We start from the raw sequence: 23,084 nt of genomic DNA, 5'->3' as shown, positions 1-23,084 counted from the left end.
CGACACCTACGCCTCGACCCGTTCCCGCCAGGGCAGCTCGGCCGTGACCGTGGTGGGGCCGCCCTCGGGCGAGTCGATGACGAACAGCCCGTCCACCGCGCCCAGCCGGTCCGCGAGCCCCACCATCCCCGTACCGCCGTCGAGCCGCGCACCGCCGCGCCCGTCGTCCCAGACCTGGATCAGCAGCCGGTCGTCGGTGCGCCAGACGTCGACGGAGGCGTTCCGCGCCCCGCTGTGCTTGCTGATGTTCTGGAGCAGCTCGGAGACCGTGAAGTAGGCGATGCCCTCGATGGCGGCGGCAGGCCTGGCCGGCAGGTCGGCGCTCACCTTCACCGGCACGGTGCACCGCGAGGCCACCGAGGACAGCGCCGCGTCCAGCCCGCGGTCGGTCAGCACGGCCGGATGGATCCCGCGCGCAAGGTCACGCAGCTCCTGAAGCGCGAGCTTCACCTCGCCGTGCGCCTCCTCGACCATCGCCGCCACGTGTTCGTCGGCCTGGCCCTCCAGGATCTTCTCCTTGGCCAGCCCGAGCCCCATCGCGAGGTTCACCAGCCGGGCCTGCGCCCCGTCGTGCAGATCGCGCTCGATGCGCCGCAGATCGGCGGCGGCCGTGTCGACCACGACCCCCCGGTCGGACTCCAGTTCGGAGATGCGGCGTTCCAGCTCGTCGGAGGGCGACAGCAGCCCGCGCACCATCACCCGGTCCACGTTCGTGAGCCCCCGTGCCAGGAACGGCAGCACCGGCCACAGCACGAAGAGCGACACCAGCACGAGGGTGAACGTGAGGATTCCCCAGGGCAGCCTGATGAAGTCGTACAGCATGGTGCGCCAGCCGACCGGATCCTTCAGCGCCAGCATCAACCGCCCGAAGAACCCGAGCTCCTGACCACGGGCGCCCCGCCCGCCCCCCAGCGGCAGCGGACTCGGCTCGTCCACCCGCAATCCGAGCAGCGCCCTGGCCCGCGCCCGCTCGAACCGGCCCAACAGGCGCGCGCCCATCAGCCCCGCGGCGAGCATCGGAAGACCGACGACCGTGAGCGTGAGGAAGGAACCCACACTCACCACGGTCACCACGTACACGAAACCGAACAGCGCCATCGGCAGGTTGGCCAGAAGGTGGGCGATCTCCTTCCAGGTGTGCGGATCGAGAGCGAAACGGACAGGGGGCAGTAGGTCGCCCTCGGTTTCCGCGCTGGTGGCGGTGATACGTGCGGTCATGCCCGCCAGCCTGCCCGTCGCCGCGCCTCGGCGCCATGAGGCGGACCGCCCGGCGACCCGGGGGAAAACCCCACCTTGCACACCACTTGCACACCAGCCGGACATGGCCATGTGTGACGGGCTGCTTACTGTCTCTTTAGCAGGCCCTAGACTCCCGTCCGTACAGATCGCCGAACGCCAGGGGCGAGATGTCACGAGGCCAGGGAGCGAGGGACGGACGTGCCGGTACCGACCGCCGTAGCCACGACGGAACACATCGCAGCGTCGGAGTACTTCCAGTCCTACTCCGTCGTCGGACTGCTCGTCGCCGTCGGCGTGCTCTTCGTCGCGGTCGCCTTCGGGGCCGGGCGCCTGCTGCGCCCCGTGGTCCCGACCCCCGAGAAGCTCCTGACGTACGAGTGCGGTGTCGACCCCGTCGGCGAGGGCTGGGCCCACACCCAGGTCCGCTACTACGTCTACGCCTTCCTCTACGTAATCTTCGCCGTCGACTCGATCTTCCTGTTCCCCTGGGCGACCGTCTTCGCGGCTCCCGGCTACGGCGCGGCCACCCTCGTCGAGATGTTCGTCTTCCTCGGCTTCCTGGCCGTGGGCCTGCTCTACGCATACAAGAAGGGCGTCCTGACGTGGACGTGACGCCAGAAGCGAACTCGCCGGCGCCTGTACCCGTGCCATCACCTGCGCCATTGCCCGTGCCCGTACTGCTGCCGGAGCCCAAGCGGCTGGGCGCCCTCGCCCGCCTGGCCCCCGAGCCGATGAAGGTGGTCCTGAACTGGGGCCGCCGCTACTCGCTCTGGGTCTTCAACTTCGGCCTCGCCTGCTGCGCGATCGAGTTCATCGCCGCGTCCATGGCCCGCCACGACTTCATCCGCCTCGGCGTGATCCCCTTCGCCCCGGGGCCCCGCCAGGCCGACCTGATGGTGGTCTCGGGCACGGTCACGGACAAGATGGCCCCGGCGGTACGGCGCCTGTACGAACAGATGCCCGAGCCGAAGTACGTCATCTCCTTCGGCGCGTGCAGCAACTGCGGCGGCCCGTACTGGGACTCCTACTCCGTGACGAAGGGCGTCGACCAGATCATCCCGGTCGATGTCTACGTCCCCGGCTGCCCGCCCCGGCCCGAGGCGCTGCTCCAGGGCATCCTCAAGCTCCAGGAGAAGATCGCCCGGGAGTCCCTGGGCGAGCGGTACGCGTCCGGACCGGCGACGCGCCCCTCGACGGCCGCGCTCCAGAGCCCCCTGGTACAGCCGCCGACCCCGGGAGAGGCAACATGACGGCGGCAACCGGCTGGCTGCCCGCCCCCACCGAGGACCTCTTCGGTACGGAGGCCACGGCCGAGGAGTCGTACGACGTCCTGACCGTCGACGTACCCCCGGCGTCCTGGACCGCGGCCCTGGAGACAGCACGCGACCGACTCTCGTGCGCCTACTTCGACTGGCTCAGCGCGGTCGACGAACCGGGCACGGGCTTCCGAGTCGCCGCCCACGTGGTCGCCCTCTCCCCGGTCCGCCGCCTCCTCGTACGGACGACGGTCCCGCACGAGTCCGCCGTACTGCCCTCCCTGGTGAACGTCTACGCGGGCGCCGCCTGGCACGAGCGCGAGACGCACGAGATGTTCGGCGTACGTTTCGAGGGCCACCCGGGACTGGACCACCTCCTCCTCCCGGAGACCTTCGAGGGCCACCCCCTCCGCAAGGACTTCGTGCTGGCGGCCCGGGTCGCCAAGGCCTGGCCGGGCGCGAAGGAACCGGGGGAGTCGGAGCACGGTGGCCCCAAGCGCCGCCAGATGCTCCCGCCCGGCGTCCCCGACCCCAACGAATGGGGCCCGCTGAAGGGCCAGTTGCCCCCGGCCCCGTCCCGCCCGGCCCGCGCCACCGCCGGCCGCGCGACCACCGCCGACCGCCCGGTACGCCGCACCCGCACGGCATCGGACGGCTCGGCAAGCCAGCCTCCGGCAAGCGAGACCCCGGCAAGCGAGACCCCGGCACCGGAGGGCACCCCCACGGAGGCCGCGTCGACCCCGCCGACCCCGACGGCCGCACCCCGCCGAGCGCGCAGCGCGAGCCAGGGCTCGGCATCCCAGCAGCAGCCGCAGACACCGGCGACCGAGCCCTCCGAGCCACCACCCACGGCGGACGCCCCCTGGCACCACGCCCGCCCGGCCTTCGACGAACCCACCCCGAAGACCCCTGAGCCGACCGATCCCCCCGCCCCTGAGGACACCACCCCCGACAACCCCGCGCCCGACAACCTGCCAGGAGGCTCGCAGTGAACGACGCGCTCGACGTCGCCCTGCGACTCCTGATCGTCTTCGTCGTCTTCCTCACCTTTCCTCTGATCGTCGGTCAGGCCGAGCACAAGGTGATGGCCCATATGCAGGGCCGCCTCGGCCCGATGTACGCCGGCGGCTTCCACGGCTGGGCCCAACTCGTCGCGGACGGCGTGAAGTTCGCGCAGAAGGAAGACATCGTCCCGGCCGGAGCCGACCGCCGTATCTTCCAGCTCGCCCCCGCGGTGGCCCTCCTCCCGTACCTCATCGTCCTCCTCGCCATCCCGATCGGCCCGGGCGAGGGCGCCGTCGGCGAGGTCGTCGACGCGGGCATCTTCTTCGTCCTCGCCGTCATGGGCGTCGGCGTCCTCGGCTCGCTCATGGCCGGCTGGGCGTCGGCCAACAAGTTCTCCCTCCTGGGCGGCCTGCGCACCGCCGCCCAACTCCTCGCCTACGAACTCCCGATGCTCCTCACCGCCGCCTCGGTCGCCATGGCGGCGGGAACGGTGTCGCTCCCCGGCATCCTCGACGCCTTCGAGTGGTGGTGGCTGCCCTGGCAGCTCGTCGGCGCGATCGTCTTCTTCGTGGCCGGCCTCGCCGAACTCCAACGGCCCCCCTTCGACATGCCGGTGGCCGACTCGGAGATCATCTTCGGCGCCTACACCGAGTACACCGGCCTCCGCTTCGCCCTCTTCCTCCTCGCCGAGTACGCCGGGATCGTCGTCCTGTGCGGTCTGACCACCGTCCTCTTCCTGGGTGGCTGGCACGGCCCCTGGGCCGCCGACGGCCTGGGCTGGGTCTGGACCCTCCTGAAGTCGGCGGTGCTGGCCTTCGTCGTGATCTGGCTGCGCGTCACCTACCCCCGGCTGCGCGAGGACCAGCTCCAGAAGCTCGCCTGGACCCTCCTCGTCCCCCTCTCCCTCGCCCAGATCGCCCTCACCGGCATCGTGAAGGTGGTGATCTCGTGACCGTGGCTGAGCCTCTCCCGCCCGCCAGGTCCCGCATCCCCGGCATCGGCCTGGCCAAGGGCCTGGCCGTCACCCTCCGCACGATGACGAAGAAGACCGTCACCGCGCAGTACCCGGACGCCCAGCCCGACCTCCCACCCCGCACCCGCGGAGTCATCGGCCTCTTCGAGGAGAACTGCACGGTCTGCATGCTGTGCGCCCGTGAGTGCCCGGACTGGTGCATCTACATCGACTCCCACAAGGAGACGGTTCCGGCCGCCGCCCCCGGTGGCCGCGAGCGCAGCCGCAACGTCCTCGACCGCTTCGCCATCGACTTCTCCCTCTGCATGTACTGCGGTATCTGCATCGAGGTGTGCCCCTTCGACGCGCTCTTCTGGTCCCCGGAGTTCGAGTACGCCGAGACCGACATCCACGAACTCACCCACGAACGCGACAAGCTCCGCGAGTGGATGTGGACGGTTCCGGCCCCGCCCGCCCTCGACCCCGCCGCCGAGGAACCGAAGGAAATCGCCACCGCCCGCAAAACGGCGGAGAAGCTGGCCACCGCGCAGGCCACCCAGGCCGAGCCGAACGAGCCCACCGTGCCCACCGAGCCGCAGGAGGGCACGTCGTGACCCTCGCTGCCGCAACCCACGGCTTCCTCTCCCCGACCGGCGTCGAGATCGCCTTCCTCCTCGTCGGCCTCGTCACCTTCGGCGCCGCGCTCGTCACCGTCACCACCCGGCAACTGGTGCACGCCGCCCTGTGGCTGGTGCTGACCCTCGGCGGCCTCGCCGTCGAATACCTCCTCCTCACGGCCGAGTTCATCGCCTGGGTACAGGTCCTCATCTACGTCGGTTCCGTCGTCGTCCTCCTCCTCTTCGGCCTGATGCTCACCAGGGCCCCCATCGGCCGCTCCCCGGACGCCGACTCCGGCAACCGGTGGCCTGCCCTCGGCGTGGCCCTCGCCTCCGCCGCCGCCCTGGTCTGGGTCGTCGTCGACGCCTTCCGCGCGACCTGGATCGACCTGGACGGCGCCGCCGCGGGCTCCACCGCCGTCACCGGCGCGAGCCTCTTCCAGAACTGGGTCCTCCCCTTCGAGGCACTCTCCGTCCTTCTCCTCGCGGCCCTGGTCGGGGCGATCGTCCTGTCCCGCAAGACGAAGGCGGAGTCGAGCTCTCCCCCTCTGAACTCCCGAGCCGCGACCGGTAGTTCCCCCTCTGTCCTGGATTCCCGGAATCACCCGATCGAGCGAACCAGCCCGGCCGATCAGGAAGGTGCCCTCTGATGCACCTCGCCTATCCCGCCGTACTCTCCGCCCTCCTCTTCTGCACCGGCATCTACGGCGTCCTCGCCCGCCGCAACGCGATCCTGGTCCTGATGTCCGTCGAGCTGATGCTCAACGCCGTCAACCTCAACCTCGTCGCCTTCGACGTCTGGCTCAGCAGGACCACCCGCGAGACCCCGCACTCCGGCCAGGCCCTCACCCTGTTCACCATCGCCATCGCCGCCGCCGAGATCGGCATCGGCCTGGCGATCGTCCTCGCCGTCCACCGCAACCGCGGCACCGCGGACATCGACAAACTCCGCGACACCGCCGAGCCGCACGGCCCCGACGAAGGCACCGTCACGGACGCCACGGAAGACGAGAAGGCTGAGGCCACCGCGTGACCACGACCACCCTCGCCGTCCTCGTCCCCCTCCTCCCGTTCCTGGGCGCCGCCGCCGGCCTGCTCCTGGGCCGCACGGCCCCCGGCTTCGTACGCCCCCTCGCCGTACTGCCGCCGCTCACGGCGCTCGCCCTCGCCGTGGTCGTCGCCGTACGCCAGGGTGGCGACCGGGCCGTCGACGCCGCCACCGAGCTCACACCCACCGGCTCGGTCCCCGTCGAACTCGCCCTGCACATCGACGGCTTCGCCGCCCTCGTCGCCGTGCTGGTCACCCTGGTCGCGACCTGCGTGCAGATCTACTCGACGGCCTATCTGCGCGACGACCCGCGCTACCCCTCGTACGCCGCTCTCGTCTCCCTCTTCACCTCCGCGATGCTGCTCGTCGTCTACTCCGGCGACCTGATGATGCTGCTGGTCGGCTGGGAGATCATGGGCATCTGCTCCTACTTCCTGGTCGGCCACTACTGGGAGACCCCGGAAGCCCGCGCCGCCTCCCTCAAGGCCTTCCTCGTCACCAAACTCGGTGATGTCCCCTTCCTGATCGGCCTGTTCGCGCTCGCCACCGACGCCGGGTCCTTCCGGATCACGAAGATCCTCGGCACCGTTGCGAGCGGCGGACTCGACCACCCGACACTGGTCGCCCTGCTGCTCCTGGCCGGCGTGGCGGGCAAGTCGGCGCAGTTCCCGCTGCACACCTGGCTCCCCGACGCGATGGCGGGCCCCACTCCCGTCTCCGCGCTGATCCACGCCGCGACGATGGTCGCCGCCGGTGTCTACTTCATCGCCAGGCTCCTCCCGGTCTTCGCGGCCTCCTCGGCCGCATTGGTCGTCCTCGCCGTCATGGCCGCCGTCACGATGGCCGGCTCCGCCCTCGCCGCCCTCGCCCAGGACGACATCAAGCGCGTCCTCGCCTACTCGACGATCGGCCAGCTCGGCTACATGACCGGTGCCCTCGCCGTCGGCGACCGCGGTGCCGCCGTCTTCCACCTCCTCACCCACGGCGCCTTCAAGGCGCTGCTCTTCCTCGCGGCGGGCGTGATCATCCACGCCTCCGGCACCAACTCGCTGGCCGCCATGTCCCGCATGGGCAACCTGCGCGCCCGCATCCCCGACGCCTACTGGACGATGACCGTGGCGCTCCTCGCACTCGCCGCGATCCCGCCCTTCAGCGGCTTCTTCTCCAAGGAGTCCGTCCTCGGCGCCGCCGAACACGCCACCACCGGCCATGCCGAGGGCATCCCCGGTGCCGTCGGCTGGATCGTCCTCGTCGCCGGTCTGGTCTCGGCCCTGCTCACCGCCGCCTACGCGACCCGCCTGTGGCTGCTCGCCTTCCGCGGCCGAGGCGTCGAGGCCCCCGACCACGGCAGACAGCCCGTCGCGATGACCGCGGTGCTCTGGGTGCTCGCGATCCCCTCCCTCGCCCTCGGCGGGCTCGCCTACGGCAGGCTGCCCGACTGGTTCGACGGCCACGACCTGACCCCGACACTCACCACCTCCGTCCTCGGCACCGGAATGGCCCTCGTCGGCGGCCTCGTCACCTATGGAGCCTGGCGCCAGATCACCGCCCTGGCGGCCCGCGTCCCCCTGGGCGCGGTCGCGGCCCACCCGGACGCGGACGGCGGTTCCGTAGAGGCCGAGGCCATCGCCACCCACACCCTCGCCTACGGAGACATGGCCACCGCACCCGACCCGGCGGACCCCGGACGACTTCTGCTCGGCCCGCTGCACCGCCACGCGGCCGTCGGCTTCAACCTGGACGCCCTGTACACGGTGCTGTTCGTCCGCCCGGTCCAGGCCGCCGCCACCCTCGTCCGCTTCCTCGACCGAGAGGTCGTCGACACCTACGTACGCGGTGCGAGCGCTGTGCCCCACCTGCTGGGTACCGCCGTACGACGCGCCCAGACCGGCAACGTCCAGACCTATGTGAGCGCGCTGCTCGCCGGCACCGTCGTCCTGGTGGTCGCCGTCCTCCTCGTCGCCACGGGAGCGTGAGCAGGCGTGATCGATATCAACGAGTCAGTGATGCAGTTCCTTCTGGCATTCCTCGTCGTGGGCCCGCTGATCGGCGCCGTCGCCGCTCTTCTGCCGGCCCCGCCCGGGCTGAAGGGGAAGTCGCCCGAGCAGGCCGTGCTGCGGCACGGCGTGACCGTCACCGGCGCGGTGCTCATCGCCGCGATCGCCCTGGCGCTCGGCTTCGACCACGACCATCCGTCGAAGATGCAGGCCACGACCGACATCAGCTGGATCCCCGCACTCGACGTGCGGATCCACCTCGGCGTCGACGGCATTTCCCTCCCCCTTCTGGTCCTGAGCGCGCTCCTGACCTTTCTCTGCGCGCTCTACTCCTGCTTCAAGCTGCCCGCCGGCCCCTCCCCGAAGGCCTTCGTCGCACTCCTCCTCGTCCTGGAGTCCGGCACCCTCGCGACCTTCGCCGTCCTCGACCTGCTGCTGTTCTTCCTCGCGTTCGAGATGGTGCTCATCCCGATGTACTTCCTCATCGCCCGCTGGGGCGGTGAGCAACGGACTCGTGCCGCCTGGAAGTTCATCCTCTTCACCCTGCTCGGATCCGTGGTCATGCTGCTGGGCCTGCTCCAGATCGGGATCAAAGCGGGCACGTTCGACATCATGGCACTCACCACTGACAACGGCTCAGGACTGAGCACATCCGTGCAGGTCACCGCCGCTTTGGCGATCGGGATCGGGCTCGCGGTCAAGACGCCGATGTGGCCGCTGCACAGCTGGCTGCCGGACGCCCACACCGCCGCCCCGACCGTCGGTTCGGTCCTGCTGGCGGGCGTCCTGCTCAAGATGGGCACGTACGGGTTCGTGCGCATCCTGCTGCCGGTCACACCCGACGGATTCCGGGCGTTCGCGCCCTACCTCGCCGCGTTCGCCGTCGTCGGGATCATCTACGGTTCCCTGGCCTGCCTGGCCCTTGCCCGGCGGGGTGCGAAGGGCGACCTCAAGCGGCTCATCGCCTACTCCTCGGTCGGCCACATGGGCTTCGTCCTGCTCGGCATCTCGACCATGACCCCGACCGGCGTGAACGGCGCGCTCTTCGCCAACATCGCCCACGGCCTCATCACCGGCCTCCTCTTCTTCCTGGTCGGAGCGCTGAAGGACCGCACGGGCACCACCGACCTCGACACCCTCGCCGACCGCACCGGCGCCGCCCTCTACGGCCGGGCCCCGCGCCTCGGCGGCCTCGTGGCCTTCGCCGCCGTCGCCTCGCTCGGACTGCCCGGCCTCGCCGGGTTCTGGGGCGAGATGCTGGCCCTGTTCGGCGCGTTCGACCCCGCCGACGACCTCAGTCGCCCCGCCTTCCTCACCTACACGGCGATCGCCGCCCTCGGCACCCTGCTCACCGCCGCGTACATGCTCATCGTCGTACGCCGCGTCTGCATGGGCGCCGCCCCGCAGCCGGACGCCCCCCAGCTCGCCGACGTACAGACGTACGAACTCGCGGCCTGGAGCCCGCTCGTCGCCCTCACCGTCGTCGCCGGACTCTGGCCGAAGGCCCTCCTCGGCCTGACCGACCCGGCCGTGCAGCAGCTCCTCTCAGGAGGCCCCCGATGAGCTCCCCGGTCCAGTTCGCGGCTCAGTCCGTCGTCCAGTCCGTCGACTGGCTCGCCATCGCGCCGCCCACCGTCGCGGCCCTCGTGGGGCTCGCCGTGCTGGTCGCCGACCTGTTCATCGGCGACAACAAGAAGGCTGTCCTCGGCTGGATCTCGGTCGCCGGCCTCACCGCGTCGGCCCTTCTCCTGCTGCCCCTCCTGGACGGCGACCGCTCCACCTTCTGCCTCACCGGCAGCACGGACGTCTGCAGCTACACGGCCGACCGCTTCACCCTCGTCATCCAGTTCCTGGTGCTCGGCGGCGCGCTGCTCGCCGCCCTCCTCTCGGTCACCGCCCTCAAGGACGCCGACCGAGGACTCCCCGAAGGGGAGTACTGGTTCCTGCTGCTGTCCTCCGCCGCCGGAGCGGCCATGCTGCCCGCCTCCCGCGACCTCGCGACCCTGATCGTCGCCCTGGAGGTCGCCTCCCTGCCCGCCTTCGCCCTTGTCGGGATCCGGCACGGCGACCGGAAGTCCTCCGAAGCGGCCCTGAAGTTCTTCCTGTCCTCCGTGACGGCGACCGCGGTCAGCCTCATGGGCATCAGCTTCGTGTACGCGTCCACGGGCACCCTCTACCTCACCGAGATCGCCGACCGGATCCAGCACGTCGACCCACAGCTCCACACCCTCGCCCAGGCAGGCGTCGTCCTCACCCTCATCGGCTTCGCCTTCAAGACGGCCGCCGTGCCCTTCCACTTCTGGGTACCCGACACCTACGTGGGGGCGCCCCTGCCGATCGCCGCCTATCTGTCGGTCGTCGGCAAGGCCGTCGGCTTCTCCGGCCTGATCCTCGTCACCGTCGTCGCCTTCCCGTCGTACGCCAACGTCTGGGGCCCTGCACTGGCAGCCCTGGCCGCGCTCACCATGACCGTCGGCAACGTCGGCGCCCTGCGCCAGCAGACCACGCGCGCGTACAGCGCGGTACGCCTGCTCGCCTGGTCCTCCGTCGGCCAGGCCGGCTACCTCCTGGTACCGATCGCCGCCGCCGCGTACTCCGACGACGCCCAGAAGTCGATCGGCTCCACCGTCGCGTACGCCCTCATGTACGCCGCCGTGAACCTGGGCGCCTTCGCGGTGGCGGCCCTGGTGGCCCGTACGAAGCCCCTGAACCGCGTCAGCGACTACCGGGGCCTGTACGCCACCCGCCCCCTGGCAGCGCTCGTCCTGGGCTTCTTCCTGCTGTGCCTCGCCGGACTGCCGCCAGGCATCATCGGCCTCTTCGCGAAGGTCACCGTCTTCTCCGCGGCCGTCGACGCCGGACTCGGCTGGCTGGCCGTGATCATGGCCGTCAACGTCGTGATCGCCCTCTTCTACTACCTCCAGTGGACGGCCCTGCTCTTCCGCACTCCCGAGAATGCCGAGGAACGCCACCGTGCCCCGGCCCCCCTCACGGCCGCGATCGCCCTGACCGCCGTCCTCGGCATCGCCCTCTCCGGCGCACCCCAGCTGGTACTGCGCTTCGCCGGCACCGGCCTCTTCTGACCACCGACGCCCGCACGCGCGCGTGGACCTCACCCGGACGGCTCACGCGCGCCTCCGAGCGCGCAAGGGAACTGCGAATCCCCGCCTGGCGTTGACCAGTACGGAAGGGTCCACTGGACCTGACATCAGGGTTCCCCTGCCGCACCACTAGGAGGGCGTACCGTGCACCGCCGGCACAACGGGCTCAGGACAGCCCTGCTCCTCGGGGGACTGTCCGCACTCATCATCGGCTTCGGCAGCATCTTCGGCCGTACAGGCCTGGTGATCGCACTCTTCGTCGCGATCGGCACCAACGCGTACGCGTACTGGAACAGCGACAAACTGGCTCTACGCGCGATGCGCGCCCGCCCGGTGAGCGAATTCGAGGCTCCGGCCCTGTACCGCATGGTCCGCGACCTCTCCACCCAGTCCCGCCAGCCCATGCCGCGCCTGTACATCTCGCCCACAGAAGCGCCGAACGCGTTCGCCACGGGCCGCAACCCGCGCAACGCGGCGGTGTGCTGTACCGAAGGCATCCTGCGCATCCTGGACGAGCGCGAGCTGCGTGGCGTCATCGGCCATGAGCTGAGCCATGTCTACAACCGAGACATCCTCATCTCGTCGGTCGCCGGCGCCCTGGCCTCCGTGATCATGTTCCTGGTCAACTTCGCCTGGCTGATCCCGATCGGCCGCTCGAACGACGACGACGGGCCCGGCATTCTCGGGATGTTGATGATCATGATCCTGGGCCCGCTCGCGGCCACTGTCATCCAGCTCGCCATCAGCCGCTCCAGGGAGTACGAGGCCGACGCGTCGGGCGCCCAGCTCACCGGCGACCCACTGGCCCTCGCGAGCGCCCTGCGCAAACTGGAAGCGGGCACGAAGCAGCTCCCGCTGCCCCCCGAGCGACGTATCGAGACCGCGAGCCACATGATGATCGCGAACCCCTTCCGCCCAGGCCAGGGACTCTCCAAGATGTTCTCTACGCACCCGCCGATGGCGGAGCGCATTGCCCGGCTCGAAAAGATGGCAGGTCGCCACCAGTGAAGACAATCCTCAACGTCATTTGGCTCGTCCTGAGCGGCTTCTGGCTGTTCCTCGCATATCTGGCGGCCGGTGCGCTGCTTTGCATCACGATTATCGGAATTCCGTTTGGTATTGCGGCCTTCCGGATCGGTGCGTACGCCCTGTGGCCCTTCGGCCGTACCACGGTCGAGCGGCGCGACGCGGGCGCTCCCTCCTGCATCGGCAACGTCCTGTGGCTGGTCCTCGCGGGCTGGTGGCTCGCCCTGGCCCACGTCGTCACCGGCGTGCTGCTCTGCATCACGATCATCGGCATCCCGTTCGGCATCGCCAACTTCAAGCTCATCCCCGTCTCGCTGCTGCCGCTGGGCCGCGAAATCGTGCCGACGGACCAGCCGTTCAGCTCGCGCTGGTAGCGCGCCGCCCGCCGGTTGTCCACAGGCCGCCGCGATTGTCAGTGGCGGCCTGCATGATGAATCCATGACCGAGATCGAGCAGTTGCTGACACGGGTGGCCTTCGCGGCGCGCAACACCCGGCCGTGGGGCTGGCCTTCACTGCCCGCACCCGTGGACGCGGCCACGCTCGACCGCGCCGAGACCGCCCTCGGCTTCCCTCTGCCGCCGCTCCTCGCCGAGCTCTACCTCCGGATAGGAGACGGCGGATTCGGCCCGTCCTACGGCCTGTTGCCCCTGCTCGACAGTTCGTCCGCCGGTGAGCCACCCGTCGTCGCCCAATACCTCGCCAACCGCGCTGAAGCCCGCAAGGACCCGGGCTGGTTCTGGCCCGAGGGCATCCTGCCGATATCCCACTGGGGCTGCGGGATGTACGCGTGCGTGGACTGCCGTGCACCGGAAGGCGCCGTCCTGCTCTTCGAGCCGAACGCCGACGACGCCGACCACGCGTGGTACACCGACGCCCCGGGCCTCGCGGAGTGGCTGGCCACCTGGCTCGACGGCTCGGGCTGGTACGAGGAGTCCAGCGAAGCCAAGGACCTGGAGCTCTGGCCCGAATTCCGCACACACACGGCGACAGCGACGCCGCCGGTCCAGGCCCCCTAGCCGACGCGATTTCTGTCAGGGGTGAGGTCCGGCCGACGCCCGCGAAGCCGACCACCAGCGTCGTACGCCGTACGCGACCGCCCCCAGGCCCAGCACACCCGCGCCCACGACCACCGACACTCCCGGAAGCGCGAACGCCAGCGTCACACAGCCGAGGAACCCCACCACCGGCACCACTCGTGACGCCGGAGCCGAACTCAGTGTCCAGGCGGAGGCGTTGGCCACCGCGTAGTAAGCCAGAACCCCGAAGGAGGAGAACCCGATAGCGCCCCGTACGTCCACCGTCGCGGCCAGCACCGCGACCACCGCGCCCACGGCCGACTCGGCCCGGTGCGGTACCTGGAAGCGCGGATGCACGGCGGCCAGGGCGCCGGGCAGATGACGGTCACGGGCCATGGCCAGCGTCGTCCGTGAGACGCCCAGGATCAGGGCGAGCAGCGAGCCGAGCGCGGCCACGGCGGCACCGGCCCGGACGACAGGCACCAGCCCCGGCACGCCCGCCGCCCGTACCGCGTCGGCCAGTGGGGCGGTCGCGTGCCCGAGCCCGCCCGACCCCAGCACGGCAAGGACAGCCACCGACACCGCCGCGTACACCACCAGCGCGATGCCCAGTGCCGTCGGGATCGCACGCGGGATGGTGCGCGCGGGATCCCGTACCTCTTCGCCGAGAGTCGCGATCCGGGCGTACCCGGCGAACGCGAAGAACAGCAGCCCGGCCGCCTGAAGCACTCCGCCCACACCCCCGGATGCCCCGACCTCCAGCCGGCCGGCATCGGCGGCATCTGAGGTCATGCTCACCACCACCACGGAAGCGAGGACAGCGAGGACCACCGCCACGATCGCCCGCGTCAGCCAGGCGGTCTTCTGGACACCGCCGTAGTTCACCGCGGTCAGCACCACCACGGCCACGACCGCCACCACGTGCGCCTGATCCGGCCAGACGTACGTGCCCACGGTGAGCGCCATCGCCGCACAGGAGGCCGTTTTCCCGACGACGAACGACCAGCCCGCGAGATAGCCCCAGAACGCGCCGAGCCGCTCACGCCCGTACACGTAGGTGCCGCCGGAGGCGGGATAGAGGGCGGCCAGCCGGGCGGACGACATGGCGTTGCAGTAGGCGACCACGGCCGCCGTGGCGAGCCCGAGCAGCAGCCCGGACCCGGCCGCGCGTGCCGCGGGTCCCAGGGCCGCGAAGACACCGGCCCCGACCATCGAACCGAGCCCAATGATCACGGCGTCCCCGACGCCAAGGGTGCGGCGCAGTTCAGGGGGCGATACCGCGCCGGGCTGTGTCATGCGCCGCACCCTACTGACCGGTGCAACCACCAGGCACCGCGTTGACGTCGAATACAGCGACACAACGCGAACAACGCACCAACCCGAGCGCACAGACACGACGAGATCGGCAAAGTCGCAAGTCACAGCGCCGGGACAGTTCGAGCACAGCACAGAGGGGCAGGTTCAGGACATGAGCATCATCGGCTGGATCATCCTGGGGCTGTTGGCCGGGGCCATCGCCAAGTTCCTGCTGCCGGGGCGCGACCCGGGCGGTTTCATCGGCACGACGGTCATCGGCGTCGCGGGCGCGTTCCTCGGTGGCTGGATCTCCGCGCGCTTTCTCGACCACCCCATCAGTAAACAGTTCTACGACGGCACCACGTGGGCGGCGGCGATCGGCGGCGCACTGGTGCTGCTGATCGCGTACCGCATTCTGTTCGGCAACTCGCGCGACTGAGGGCGTACCTGGTCCGCGGCCGCAGTCCGCAGCAGGCAGAAGGGAGGGGTGAGCGCCGCAGGGCGCCCACCCCTCTTCGCCCCCTCGTGGACTACCGGTAGTTCACGAACTGCAGCGCGAAGTCGAAGTCCTTGCCCTTGAGGAGGGCGATGATGGCCTGAAGGTCGTCGCGGTTCTTCGAACTGACGCGCAGCTCTTCCCCCTGGACCTGGGCCTTCACGCCCTTCGGGCCCTCGTCGCGGATGATCTTCGCGACCTTCTTGGCGTTCTCCTGGGAGATGCCTTCCTCGATCGAGGAGAAGAGCTTGTACTCCTTGCCGGAGAGCTGGGGCTCACCCGCGTCCAGGCACTTCAGCGAGATGCCGCGCTTGATCAGCTTGGTCTCGAACACATCGAGGACCGCCTTGACCCGTTCCTCGGAGTTCGCCTCCATGAGGATCTTCTCGCCGGACCACGCGATCGAGGCGCCCACGCCCTTGAAGTCGTAGCGCTGGGAGATCTCCTTGGCGGTCTGGTTGAGGGCGTTGTCGACCTCCTGCCGCTCGACCTTCGAGACGATGTCGAAACTGGAGTCGGCCATGTCCTGTGGCTCCTTGTATGGGGTGCTTGTCGGAATCCGTGGGGTGCGTATCGGCATGCGTGGGGACAGCAGCCGAGCCCGGCGTACGTCCCGGGCCGCATCCGCATAAGGGTAGCCACCCCCTCCACCCCGAGCGCCGCTCAATCGGGTGGCGAAGCACCCCTACCCATCGGGTATCGTTTACGTCGTTGCCAAGGAGCACCGCCGAAAAGCGGTTCGAAAGGGCAGCAAACCCTGGCGGTGTGCCCGAGCGGCCAAAGGGAGCAGACTGTAAATCTGCCGGCTCAGCCTACCCAGGTTCGAACCCTGGCGCCGCCACAGGTTAAACAAAGGGCCCGTGACCTGCTTTCATCGCAGGTCACGGGCCCTTTGTCATGCGCCCGTGAGATCAGTGCACTGTCTCGCTCTGTCTCGTGTTCGAACGTTCTCTCTCGGATTTCGCGGACGGGGCGCGGACGGCGGCCGTGGGTCCCTCAGCCATGGCGCCCCAAGCGTTCGGAGATCTTGGCGTTCGCGGCGTCATCTCCGTCGCTGAGGAACTTGGCGTACACGCGGAGCAGCACGGCGACGCTGTGGCCGGCGCGCTTGGCCACGAGCTGCGGTTCCACCCCGGAGCTGAGCCACGTGGACACCGCCGTGTGGCGAAGATCATAAGGACGCTTGGCCAATGTCGAGTCGTACTCGGCAGGAGTCAGGGCCCGCGACCGAGCCTCTGCCCAGACTTCGCCGTAACCGGTGTCCTGGATCAGTCCACCGCGCTGCGTCTGGAACAGCCGGCCATCGGGAGCGGTGCCGTAGGCCGTGGCGTGCCAGCGCAGCATGGCCACCAGTTCGGGCGGGATCGGGACCGGCCGCACCGCCTTTCGCGGCCGGTGCTTCAGTCCCCGCCGCTCGTGTGGCTCGCCGCTGTCCGTCCACGCTGAGCCCGATCGGGGGCGCGTCTCCCTGAGCCGGAGCATGCCCCACCCACGGCGCGGCAGATCGCAGTCGGAGAGGCGTAGCCCGATGACTTCCGCCGGGCGCGCAGCCGCGTAGTACATGCAGCCGAAGAACCCCACCAGGCGCCGCCCACGGGGACTCTGTTCCCGTACGGCGGCCAAGAGTTTCGAGGCCTGCCCCGGATTCGGTACACAGGCGGGGTCCACCTCCTCTCCCACCTGCTCCGGGGCTTTCCACTTGATACGGGTGAGGGGGTTCTCGGTGAGGAGTTCGGCGTCCACCGCGTATTCAAGGGAGTTGTAGAAGATGGCGCGCTTCCGCTGGATCGTTCCGGGTGCTGCCGTTTTGCCGTCCAGCTTCTTGGACAGGGCTTTCAGGGTGGCCCGTACGAGCAGGCGTTCGGCGAGCGCGGACGTGGGCAACGACTTGCGCTCGAACCAGTCCAGCACTTGGGCCACGTCAGCCGGTGTCTCCTTCTCCCAGCGGTTCTTGTTGAATGCCCAGCTATAGAGGGCGGTACGGACGGCTTGCGCGTCGGGCATGCCCTTGGTGTCCTTGACCAGTGCGGGTGTCACGGTCGCCATGGCTTCGGCCAGGGTCCGCCGTGTGGAGCCCGGGGCGTCGTCCCACTTCATCTCGATGTAGTTGCGGGCGTGCTCGTACCAGGAGATGTCCCGTTCCTTGACGACCAGCGACTTGGGGAGCCCGCTTTCCATGTCGAACGGCTCACCTGCGTTGGCTGCGGTGATGAGTTGGGCTTCTCGGCTTTTCGCAAGGCCAGACGTGAGGAACGATTCCGAGTGGGAACTCGTGCCCACGAACCAGCGGAGTTGGTAGGGCTTTCGGTAGTCGCGCTTCCGGATGGCCCAGATCTTGACGGTGTAGCTCCACTCGGTCACGCAATTTCCATTTCGTCTTTGAATGCGTCCAGGGCACTTCGGCGCACACATATGCGGCCTGACTGCGTACGGCGCGCTTCCGGCCCGAAACCGCGATCACGCCACCGGTACCAGGTCGGGCGGCTGATGCCGAGTTCCACCAGGACGTCACTCAGGGGCAGCAGTTCGTCTTTCGGCGCGCGGCGCCGGCGGGTGGGGGTGCTCATTCAGGAATCTCCTTGGGGCGAGGAGAGGGCGGGGCGGGGTGTGGTTGGCGGCACAATGTCGTGGGTCGCGGACCATCGCGGACCACCCCTGTTGACCTGCGGTTTTGTAGTGCCTGGTGTGCGGACCATCGCGGACCACCGGTGGGAGCGTGGTCCGCGATGGTCGCGTTTCCAGGGCTGGTGAACGCGCAGGTCAGGCAGGGTGGTCCGCGTTGGTCCGCGACCCGGCGGAATGTCAGCGCTGCCCTACTCGGGTGCGTCCGGGGAGGTGCGCACAGTGATTCCGGTGTAGGTGCGGACCCGGGTGTCACCCTCTCGGGGGCGTGTGAGGGCGAGTTGCGGGATCACCGAGAGCAGGTTGCGGCCGAAGATCTGTTTCGTGCCGTGGCGTACGCCGTTGTCTTCGGCCCACTCGCGCCAGACGTTCCACAGTGCGTCTACGGGCACGGTGGATGTGGGGCCGGTGGTGCAGCGTTCACGGACGAACGCGCTGGTGGGTGAGGCGGTGTCGCGCATGGTGGTGACCGCGTCGCGGCTGGAGGCGGGTTCCGTGATCCGGCGGGTGCGCTGGAGGCGGGCGAGCCCTTCCAGTGCCCAGTTGAAGATGCCTGGCATCTCGGCCAACAGGCGGTCGGTGAGCGTGGGGTCTTCCCTGCCCAGCCACGACAGACGCGTGTTGAGCAGGACGAACCGGTTGGCGATGACCCCGGAGGAGTCGCCGAAGTGTGGCAGTTCGTTGGACAGGATCATCAGCCGGGAGGGCAGTTTGCCGGTCCACTGCACGCGGAACTTGCGGTCGACGTCGAGGGTGTCCTCACCCGAGATGGTCAGCAGGCGTTCTACCACCTGGCTGCTGTCGTTGCCGGACAGGCGGGCGTCGGAGATGATCGCCAGTGACTTGCCGATCAGCGTGGCCAGACCGAAGTTCGTGCTCAGCCCGGCCAGGGTCGGTCCGGCAAGGTTCTCCTTGCCGACCAGGGCTTTCAGCACCCGCGCGATGGTGCCTTTGCCTGATCGGGACGGGCCGACGATGAGCAGGATCTTCTGTAGGTCGGTGCGGCCGGACAGGACGTAGCCGAACCACTCCTGTAGTGCGGTGATGGAGGCGGGGTCGTCGGGCCAGACCTCGGACAGGAAGTGTTCCCATTCCGGGGCCGTCGCGGTGGGGTCGTAGGCGAACGGGACGGACACGATGTTGAAAAAGCCCGGGGTGTGCGGCAGCAGGGCTCGGTCGCGGATCCTGAGCAGACCGTTTTCACACGCCACGATCGGCCCCTCGTTCGGCTCGCTCGTGCCGCCGGCGTCGTCGATCCAGGCGGGCGCGTCGGTGTCGGTCGGCAGGAGGGTGATGGAGCCGAGGGCGTCCAACAGGTTGCTGATCTTCTGTTTGGTCGGTGCCCAGTCGCGTTCCTCGGTCTCGCCGTCCTTGGCGGGCACGCGGAAGACGGCGTACTCCAGCCGCTCGTACATGGCCTTGCGTACCTGGGCTTCGTCGATCTCGCGCCAGCAGGTGCCGTTCCAGCGCATCCAGGAAGCGCGCCAGCGCCGGTAGACGAGCTGTCCGCCCTCGGTCTGCCAGTCGGGCAGCACACGGCGGGCAACGGCCATGGGGTGGGACGGCGCGGGCAGTTCCTCGGTCTCGGGGGCGGGGTGGTCGCTCATGCCGCTTGCCTCCCTTCCAGGGTGGTGCGGAGCGGGCAGTGGTCGCGGTGGGTGGTGTGGTCGTCGATCAGGGCGAGCACGCGGGCGCCGCCGAATGCCCGGCGGTTCCGGCCGCACTCGCATGTGGAGGTGGCGGTCGGTGTCGCGCGGTGCGGCGTGCAGATGTGCAGCCACGCGATCGGGTAACGGCCGTCGCCACGCGGCACGTTCGAGAGAACGGCAATGGGGACGCCTACGGCGACGCCCTCCGGTGCGCCCACGGACGGCCGTGACAGGCCCTGTACGGCGCCCTGAGGGGTGTTGGTGGGGGTTCGGGGTGCTTTGTTCATGCCGCGTGCTCCGCAGCCGTCTCCAGGCCGTTGGCGACCGCGCGGCGGGCGTAGGTCTCCGGAACACCCACCAACACGGCGGCGGTCACGATCTCTTCGCCGATCGCCGCGAGTCCGCACGGTCCGGGACAGGCGGTGTGCTGCGCGGCGAGGAACCGTGCGACGCCGAACGCCTGTGATCCGGCACCGGATTCGGTACGGGCCCGTACGAGGGCGAGGCCGCGTTCCAGGCCGGTGCGGACGTAGCGCTCGGTGTGGCGGCACCCGGTGGCCACCGACCGGCCCCACGTGGCGCGGGAGGGAAGAGAAGAGACCACCTCCCCCGGGGCGGGGGTGGCATCTTCCTTCACCAGCAGCGCGCGCACGGCCGCCGGGAGAACGGCCATACGGCCGGTCCCGGGACCGAGCCAACGGGCGTACTGAGCAATCGACTTGATGTCGACGCACGGCCGGACTGCGTTCGACGACGGCATGGCGCCTTGGTAGAGCCAGTGCTCACCCCGTGTCGTCCGCACTGTGCGGGTTGCGGGCAGGGTCGTACGGGCCCATGCGACGGCCGCCGTGTTGTCCAGGTCGACGACGGTGAGGCCGGCGCCGCCGGGGTGGTAGCCGACTGCGGCAGCTTGCCGCCATGCGGTGGCCCATTGGGGGGAGTTGATGACGGTCGGGTCGGTGGTCGCGGCGGCCCACGCGTGACAGGGTGCGGGGCAGTGGCAGGGGCCTGGGGTTTTCATGTTCTGCCGTCCGCCGCACGCGTTCTTCGCGCATGCCGGGCAGTTCCCGAACGGCACTTTCCCCGCCCGCAGGGGCAGCGGCGGCACACCGCGCGCGGCCAGGGCGAGGGCGGTGTGCAGGTGGGTGCTCACGCGGCGGCCCTCCCGTCCAGCGCGGCGGTGGCGAGGAACGCGGTACCGATCCATTCGGTGTAGGCGGGCGGGAGGGCTTCCCTCAGGCGGAGGTGGTCGGTGGACCAGTCGATGCCCTTGGCGGTGCGGATCTCGTCCACGGTGGCTTTGCCGCCGCCCTCGCCGTAGGCGGCGACGTAGGGGCCCTCGCGGTACTCGCCGTGGCGCCAACCGCGCACGTAGCCACGGTGCTTGGGATGGGCAGGCTGCGCGGCCGTCCAGGCTCCGAGTTCGAAGTAGCGGTGCATGAGCACCCCGAGTCCGAACTGTTCCCCGCACAGCCGGATGTCCTTGCGGACCTCGGAGCCGGCCACGTTCTCCATCACGTACGGCCGTCCCGTGGCGTCCAGGGCGGCGCGGGTGGGTGCGATGAGTCGGGGGTAGGTGCGGCCGATCGCCTTGTTGCGGGCGGCATTGGTGCCCTTGGTCGGGGCGCCCTCGCCCTGACAGGGCGGCGAGCCGTGGATGAAGTCGAACTCGTGGCCGTGGGCGAGGATGAAGGTGATGGCGTCGCCCTGGTGGAAGTCGTCGCCCCGGTAGTCGGGTTGGGCTTCGATGTCGACGCCGGTGATGTGGCAGTCGGGGCCGAACGCTCGGCGGTAGCCCTCGGTGCCGCCGCCGATGCAGGAGTAGGCGTCCAGGACCCGGAAGGGGCGAGGGCGCGTCATTCGGCTGCACCCCCATCCGTCCACAGGCTGAGGATGCGAGTGCTGTAGCTGTCCATGGCGGCTTCGAACGCTTCCCGGTCGCCGGTGTCCAACGCGAGCCACAGGGCGGCGGTCTCGGGGGTGGGTCCGGGGTCCGGGATGCCGTCCAGGTCGCGGGCGAGGGTGTGCAGCAGGGCGCGGGTGAGGTACTTGTCGAGGCGCATGCGGTGTTCGATCAGGACCATCGGCGGTCCGGGGGTGAGCAGGACCAGGACGGTGCTGCCGTCGGGGCGGGGTTCGGTGCGGACCATGGTCACCCGCTCGGTGCCGTCGGGCACTCGCGGAATACTGGTGTGGTCGGTCATGCTGAATGTCTCCAGTTCCTGAGATGGATGCTGGCTGGACAAGGGCGGCCCCGGACTTTTGCCGAGACGGGGGCCGCCCTTGGCGTAGTTAGGTGCGGAAGTGGTTGGAGTAGTACCAGGGCTTCCGCGTGGAGCGGCGCGCCAGAGGCACACCGTTAATGGATCACTCGTGGGGGTAGAGCACCGGTAATTTTTCGGGGGGTCTGGTGGGCGAGATCTTTGGGGTGATCGCATCGATCGGTGTGGTTGCGTCATTGCTCGTGTCGAGTTGGCAGACACGGGAATTGACGCGGCAGACGTCGATCAACAACGTCGTGGCCGGTGTATCCGCGATGTACAACGGGATGGAACGGCTGCACCACATCGAGAGTTTCTTTGCTGCGGAGCCGTGGTTGTACGGTCACTTCTACGGCGGCGCTTCGCTTCCCGATGACGAGGATCGGCGGGTTCGTGTTCTCGCTATCGCGGGCATGCTCGCCGACGTGGTGGACTACGGAATCGTGATCACCGAACTGAATCCCGACATCAAGTTCTACGCGGGGTGGCGCGACTTCGCTTTGTCTCTGCGGTGTACCTCTCCGGCGATGGTCCATCTGATCGAGGAGCGTCCGACTTGGTGGGCCGCACTGAACAAGTACTGGGCCGAGCATCCAGAGCCGAGCGCGTAGCTCACCCGAACTTGTTGCGCTTGAAGACGGCTTTGCGGATGTTGATCGTGGTCCCGCCTTTGTGGCTGCTCGCGCTGAAGATCTGTACGGCGATCCAGCCGCCGAAGATGACGGCGGCCAGGGTGATGAGCTGGGTGATCAGTGCGGTGAGGGCGGTGATGAATGTGGTGAGGAGCAGCAGGCCGCCGCACACGGCGAGGAACCCGACGCCCCCGAGGGCGACGTTCACGGCCGTCCGGGAGACGGCCGGCGGGGACGCGATGGGTTCGGGCTTGGCGGGCTCGATGGCGTAGCCGGTGACGACGCGGCCGTCGGGCAGTACGACGGACGCGACCGCCGGGACGGTGCCCGGCTGGACGGGAACGAGCTGCGCCGGAACTGCGACCACGGGCGCGATGGGGGTCGGCTGGTGGATGGTCACGGCCCGCTGTGCGGGCGGCTGGTGGGTGTGGTCGGGGTACATGCGGAATCCCTTCCGGTGGTGGGCCAGGGAGGCAGGGACACCCCCTGGCAGGTGGGCTGTGGAGGGGGGTTTCAGGGATCTGACCTGGGATGCCTCCCTGCCTCCCTGACGATCATTTGTGCAGGTCAGGGTCAGGGAGGCGGGCCAGGGAGGGGGTCAGGGAGTTCTCCCTGCCTCCCTGGCCCGCCGGGGGTCGGCTCCCTGTCACTCGGCGGCGGAAGCGGAACCTTCCGTGTCGCGGTTGGTGAGGGCGCGTGAGACGCGTTCGGCGCCGACGACCATGCGGCCGTCCGACTTGTAGGGCTCGGCTCCGGTGCCGTCCAGGACGCGCTTGAGGTCGATGAACGACCAGGCGCCGTAGGCGTCCGCGTCCAGGACGGCCAGCCGCTTGAGGACGTCCTGCGTGAGCACACGCGAGGCGTCCCCGA

26 protein-coding genes, 1 tRNA gene and 1 pseudogene are annotated in these 23,084 nt (G+C 69.5%); 16 read left to right on the top strand and 12 right to left on the bottom strand.

Annotated elements, in window-relative coordinates; translation table 11 throughout:
* Window positions 1–6: 6 nt before the first annotated feature.
* Window positions 7–1,218 (bottom strand): sensor histidine kinase, encoded by a 1,212-nt coding sequence (locus G3I71_RS09535; RefSeq protein ID WP_164313529.1) that lies wholly within the window; start codon window positions 1,216–1,218, stop codon window positions 7–9.
* A gap of 219 nt (window positions 1,219–1,437) precedes the next feature.
* Here G3I71_RS09535 and G3I71_RS09530 point away from each other — a divergent pair, with 219 nt between their 5' ends.
* From G3I71_RS09530 to G3I71_RS09470, 13 genes are all read left to right on the top strand, one after another.
* A complete protein-coding gene (locus tag G3I71_RS09530) occupies window positions 1,438–1,851 on the top strand; it encodes an NADH-quinone oxidoreductase subunit A (RefSeq protein WP_164313528.1) in 414 nt (137 codons plus the stop codon).
* 32 nt (window positions 1,852–1,883) lie between these two features.
* Window positions 1,884–2,489: an NADH-quinone oxidoreductase subunit B family protein gene (locus G3I71_RS09525; protein ID WP_343242896.1), complete on the top strand. Its 606-nt coding sequence runs from the start codon at window positions 1,884–1,886 to the stop codon at window positions 2,487–2,489.
* Window positions 2,486–3,487 (top strand): NADH-quinone oxidoreductase subunit C, encoded by a 1,002-nt coding sequence (locus tag G3I71_RS09520; RefSeq protein ID WP_164313526.1) that lies wholly within the window; start codon window positions 2,486–2,488, stop codon window positions 3,485–3,487. The genes G3I71_RS09525 and G3I71_RS09520 overlap by 4 nt, the downstream gene beginning before the upstream one ends.
* Window positions 3,484–4,452, top strand: coding sequence for a complex I subunit 1 family protein (locus tag G3I71_RS09515; protein WP_164313525.1), 969 nt, complete (start codon window positions 3,484–3,486; stop codon window positions 4,450–4,452). Before G3I71_RS09520 ends, G3I71_RS09515 begins: the two co-directional genes overlap by 4 nt.
* An 83-nt stretch (window positions 4,453–4,535) precedes the next feature.
* Complete coding sequence (locus tag G3I71_RS09510) at window positions 4,536–5,066, top strand: 4Fe-4S binding protein (RefSeq protein WP_164313750.1); 531 nt, start codon at window positions 4,536–4,538, stop codon at window positions 5,064–5,066.
* Window positions 5,063–5,719: an NADH-quinone oxidoreductase subunit J gene (locus tag G3I71_RS09505; protein WP_164313524.1), complete on the top strand. Its 657-nt coding sequence runs from the start codon at window positions 5,063–5,065 to the stop codon at window positions 5,717–5,719. Before G3I71_RS09510 ends, G3I71_RS09505 begins: the two co-directional genes overlap by 4 nt.
* Window positions 5,719–6,102 (top strand): NADH-quinone oxidoreductase subunit NuoK, encoded by a 384-nt coding sequence (gene nuoK, locus G3I71_RS09500; protein ID WP_164313523.1) that lies wholly within the window; start codon window positions 5,719–5,721, stop codon window positions 6,100–6,102. The genes G3I71_RS09505 and nuoK overlap by 1 nt, the downstream gene beginning before the upstream one ends.
* The gene (locus tag G3I71_RS09495) at window positions 6,099–8,093 is read left to right on the top strand and encodes an NADH-quinone oxidoreductase subunit L (RefSeq protein ID WP_164313521.1); all 1,995 of its coding nucleotides are present in this window, start codon (window positions 6,099–6,101) and stop codon (window positions 8,091–8,093) included. Before nuoK ends, G3I71_RS09495 begins: the two co-directional genes overlap by 4 nt.
* A gap of 6 nt (window positions 8,094–8,099) precedes the next feature.
* Window positions 8,100–9,677, top strand: a complete 1,578-nt coding sequence (locus tag G3I71_RS09490; protein ID WP_164313520.1) for an NADH-quinone oxidoreductase subunit M — start codon at window positions 8,100–8,102, stop codon at window positions 9,675–9,677.
* Window positions 9,674–11,197 carry an NADH-quinone oxidoreductase subunit N gene (locus G3I71_RS09485; protein WP_164313519.1) on the top strand — a complete coding sequence of 508 codons (1,524 nt, stop codon included), beginning with the start codon at window positions 9,674–9,676 and terminating at the stop codon, window positions 11,195–11,197. Before G3I71_RS09490 ends, G3I71_RS09485 begins: the two co-directional genes overlap by 4 nt.
* Window positions 11,198–11,359: 162 nt before the next feature.
* The gene (gene htpX / locus G3I71_RS09480; protein WP_164313518.1) at window positions 11,360–12,223 is read left to right on the top strand and encodes a zinc metalloprotease HtpX; all 864 of its coding nucleotides are present in this window, start codon (window positions 11,360–11,362) and stop codon (window positions 12,221–12,223) included.
* Window positions 12,220–12,615 carry a YccF domain-containing protein gene (locus G3I71_RS09475; RefSeq protein WP_164313516.1) on the top strand — a complete coding sequence of 132 codons (396 nt, stop codon included), beginning with the start codon at window positions 12,220–12,222 and terminating at the stop codon, window positions 12,613–12,615. Before htpX ends, G3I71_RS09475 begins: the two co-directional genes overlap by 4 nt.
* A gap of 64 nt (window positions 12,616–12,679) precedes the next feature.
* Complete coding sequence (locus tag G3I71_RS09470) at window positions 12,680–13,258, top strand: SMI1/KNR4 family protein (protein WP_164313515.1); 579 nt, start codon at window positions 12,680–12,682, stop codon at window positions 13,256–13,258.
* A 15-nt stretch (window positions 13,259–13,273) separates the two neighbouring features.
* On the opposite strand, the gene G3I71_RS09465 is transcribed toward G3I71_RS09470, so the two are convergent.
* Window positions 13,274–14,554, bottom strand: coding sequence for an APC family permease (locus G3I71_RS09465; protein WP_164313514.1), 1,281 nt, complete (start codon window positions 14,552–14,554; stop codon window positions 13,274–13,276).
* Window positions 14,555–14,726: 172 nt separating this feature from the next.
* Between G3I71_RS09465 and G3I71_RS09460 the strand changes: the two genes are divergently transcribed.
* On the top strand, window positions 14,727–14,993 hold the full coding sequence (locus G3I71_RS09460) for a GlsB/YeaQ/YmgE family stress response membrane protein (RefSeq protein WP_164313512.1): 267 nt from the start codon (window positions 14,727–14,729) through the stop codon (window positions 14,991–14,993).
* Window positions 14,994–15,084: 91 nt separating this feature from the next.
* Here G3I71_RS09460 and G3I71_RS09455 read toward each other — a convergent pair whose 3' ends face one another.
* A complete protein-coding gene (locus tag G3I71_RS09455) occupies window positions 15,085–15,573 on the bottom strand; it encodes a YajQ family cyclic di-GMP-binding protein (RefSeq protein ID WP_164313511.1) in 489 nt (162 codons plus the stop codon).
* Between the two features lie 236 nt (window positions 15,574–15,809).
* On the opposite strand from G3I71_RS09455, the gene G3I71_RS09450 reads away from it, so the two are divergent.
* Window positions 15,810–15,891 (top strand) — tRNA-Tyr (locus tag G3I71_RS09450).
* A gap of 155 nt (window positions 15,892–16,046) precedes the next feature.
* Here the strand turns inward: G3I71_RS09450 and G3I71_RS09445 are convergent.
* From G3I71_RS09445 to G3I71_RS09415, 7 genes are all read right to left on the bottom strand, one after another.
* A complete protein-coding gene (locus tag G3I71_RS09445; RefSeq protein WP_343242895.1) occupies window positions 16,047–17,411 on the bottom strand; it encodes a tyrosine-type recombinase/integrase in 1,365 nt (454 codons plus the stop codon).
* Window positions 17,408–17,617: an AlpA family transcriptional regulator gene (locus tag G3I71_RS09440; protein ID WP_239149046.1), complete on the bottom strand. Its 210-nt coding sequence runs from the start codon at window positions 17,615–17,617 to the stop codon at window positions 17,408–17,410. Before G3I71_RS09440 ends, G3I71_RS09445 begins: the two co-directional genes overlap by 4 nt.
* A 246-nt stretch (window positions 17,618–17,863) precedes the next feature.
* Entirely contained in the window at window positions 17,864–19,279 is a 1,416-nt protein-coding gene (locus G3I71_RS09435) for a phage/plasmid primase, P4 family (RefSeq protein WP_239149045.1), read from the bottom strand.
* Complete coding sequence (locus tag G3I71_RS50265) at window positions 19,276–19,608, bottom strand: hypothetical protein (RefSeq protein ID WP_203729959.1); 333 nt, start codon at window positions 19,606–19,608, stop codon at window positions 19,276–19,278. Before G3I71_RS50265 ends, G3I71_RS09435 begins: the two co-directional genes overlap by 4 nt.
* Entirely contained in the window at window positions 19,605–20,474 is an 870-nt protein-coding gene (locus G3I71_RS09425) for a bifunctional DNA primase/polymerase (RefSeq protein WP_164313509.1), read from the bottom strand. The genes G3I71_RS50265 and G3I71_RS09425 overlap by 4 nt, the downstream gene beginning before the upstream one ends.
* Window positions 20,471–21,181, bottom strand: a complete 711-nt coding sequence (locus G3I71_RS09420; RefSeq protein WP_164313507.1) for a DNA methylase — start codon at window positions 21,179–21,181, stop codon at window positions 20,471–20,473. Before G3I71_RS09420 ends, G3I71_RS09425 begins: the two co-directional genes overlap by 4 nt.
* On the bottom strand, window positions 21,178–21,525 hold the full coding sequence (locus G3I71_RS09415; protein ID WP_203729808.1) for a hypothetical protein: 348 nt from the start codon (window positions 21,523–21,525) through the stop codon (window positions 21,178–21,180). The genes G3I71_RS09420 and G3I71_RS09415 overlap by 4 nt, the downstream gene beginning before the upstream one ends.
* A gap of 206 nt (window positions 21,526–21,731) precedes the next feature.
* Here G3I71_RS09415 and G3I71_RS09410 point away from each other — a divergent pair, with 206 nt between their 5' ends.
* The gene (locus G3I71_RS09410; RefSeq protein ID WP_164313506.1) at window positions 21,732–22,193 is read left to right on the top strand and encodes a hypothetical protein; all 462 of its coding nucleotides are present in this window, start codon (window positions 21,732–21,734) and stop codon (window positions 22,191–22,193) included.
* 1 nt (window position 22,194) lies between these two features.
* Here the strand turns inward: G3I71_RS09410 and G3I71_RS09405 are convergent, their stop codons facing one another.
* Both G3I71_RS09405 and G3I71_RS09400 read right to left on the bottom strand, forming a co-directional pair.
* A complete protein-coding gene (locus tag G3I71_RS09405; protein WP_164313505.1) occupies window positions 22,195–22,656 on the bottom strand; it encodes a hypothetical protein in 462 nt (153 codons plus the stop codon).
* Between the two features lie 204 nt (window positions 22,657–22,860).
* Window positions 22,861–23,084, bottom strand: a pseudogene (locus G3I71_RS09400) (ATP-binding protein); the annotation flags it as partial.

It is taken from the genome of Streptomyces sp. SID12501 (assembly GCF_010550245.1).
GTDB lineage: Bacteria > Actinomycetota > Actinomycetes > Streptomycetales > Streptomycetaceae > Streptomyces.
Note: the sequence above shows the minus strand (reverse complement) of the source record. Positions and strands in the feature narration are given on the sequence as shown.

Bases quoted from the DNA above. Each gene is read 5' to 3' on its own strand.
- G3I71_RS09535 (WP_164313529.1), bottom strand. From the start codon at position 1,218: ATGACCGCACGTATCACCGCCACCAGCGCGGAAACCGAGGGCGACCTA.
- G3I71_RS09520 (WP_164313526.1), top strand. From the start codon at position 2,486: ATGACGGCGGCAACCGGCTGGCTGCCCGCCCCCACCGAGGACCTCTTC.
- G3I71_RS09510 (WP_164313750.1), top strand. From the start codon at position 4,536: ATGACGAAGAAGACCGTCACCGCGCAGTACCCGGACGCCCAGCCCGAC.
- nuoK (WP_164313523.1), top strand. From the start codon at position 5,719: ATGCACCTCGCCTATCCCGCCGTACTCTCCGCCCTCCTCTTCTGCACC.
- G3I71_RS09485 (WP_164313519.1), top strand. From the start codon at position 9,674: ATGAGCTCCCCGGTCCAGTTCGCGGCTCAGTCCGTCGTCCAGTCCGTC.
- G3I71_RS09470 (WP_164313515.1), top strand. From the start codon at position 12,680: ATGACCGAGATCGAGCAGTTGCTGACACGGGTGGCCTTCGCGGCGCGC.
- G3I71_RS09465 (WP_164313514.1), bottom strand. From the start codon at position 14,554: ATGACACAGCCCGGCGCGGTATCGCCCCCTGAACTGCGCCGCACCCTT.
- G3I71_RS09460 (WP_164313512.1), top strand. From the start codon at position 14,727: ATGAGCATCATCGGCTGGATCATCCTGGGGCTGTTGGCCGGGGCCATC.
- G3I71_RS09455 (WP_164313511.1), bottom strand. From the start codon at position 15,573: ATGGCCGACTCCAGTTTCGACATCGTCTCGAAGGTCGAGCGGCAGGAG.
- G3I71_RS09440 (WP_239149046.1), bottom strand. From the start codon at position 17,617: ATGAGCACCCCCACCCGCCGGCGCCGCGCGCCGAAAGACGAACTGCTG.
- G3I71_RS09435 (WP_239149045.1), bottom strand. From the start codon at position 19,279: ATGAGCGACCACCCCGCCCCCGAGACCGAGGAACTGCCCGCGCCGTCC.
- G3I71_RS50265 (WP_203729959.1), bottom strand. From the start codon at position 19,608: ATGAACAAAGCACCCCGAACCCCCACCAACACCCCTCAGGGCGCCGTA.
- G3I71_RS09420 (WP_164313507.1), bottom strand. From the start codon at position 21,181: ATGACGCGCCCTCGCCCCTTCCGGGTCCTGGACGCCTACTCCTGCATC.
- G3I71_RS09415 (WP_203729808.1), bottom strand. From the start codon at position 21,525: ATGACCGACCACACCAGTATTCCGCGAGTGCCCGACGGCACCGAGCGG.
- G3I71_RS09405 (WP_164313505.1), bottom strand. From the start codon at position 22,656: ATGTACCCCGACCACACCCACCAGCCGCCCGCACAGCGGGCCGTGACC.